The sequence below is a fragment of the Cupriavidus sp. L7L genome (assembly GCF_004353535.1).
Lineage (GTDB): Bacteria > Pseudomonadota > Gammaproteobacteria > Burkholderiales > Burkholderiaceae > Cupriavidus > Cupriavidus oxalaticus_A.
Genome location: NZ_SMNY01000208.1, coordinates 1 through 457, shown reverse-complemented (window position 1 = coordinate 457; position 457 = coordinate 1). Strand labels below are relative to the sequence as shown.

Sequence of the window (457 nt, the reverse complement as noted above, 5' to 3'; positions counted from 1 at the left end):
CTTCGCGCTCTACACCGAAGAATTGCGGGCCGGAGTGGTCCCAGAATTGCAGGCTGACCACGCATTCGCCGCGGATGCGGTCGCGCAGCTCACCGCCGTCCACGAGGCGTCGACCGATTCCCATATGCCTTCCGCATTCCCGCCGCCCACCGAGAGCGAGATCGTGCAGCGCATGGTGCTCCAGTTCGTGCAGGCAATGAATACCGAGACGGACCCAGCGGCGAGACCGATCACGTTCGTGCCGCCGCACCAGGAAACCTTCACCGAGGTCGTGGACCGGGTCGCACAGGCCAGTGTCGTCGACTTGGGGATGGGGTACCCCCACACCAGCTAACCACTCATTCACAGATTCCACCACATCGGCCGCTCCGCCAGGAACGGCCGTGTTGGGAAGGCTTTACCCATTTATTGACGGATATGGTAACAATGCAGCACTTTTTTCGAGCCTGTTGGTGGA

1 protein-coding gene is annotated in these 457 nt (G+C 61.3%); it reads left to right on the top strand.

All coding sequences use genetic code 11. The features are described from left to right. A partial coding sequence (locus E1J61_RS37760; protein WP_165971645.1) for a hypothetical protein occupies nt 1-334 on the top strand: 334 nt, incomplete at its 5' end. Nucleotides 335-457: the final 123 nt, after the last annotated feature.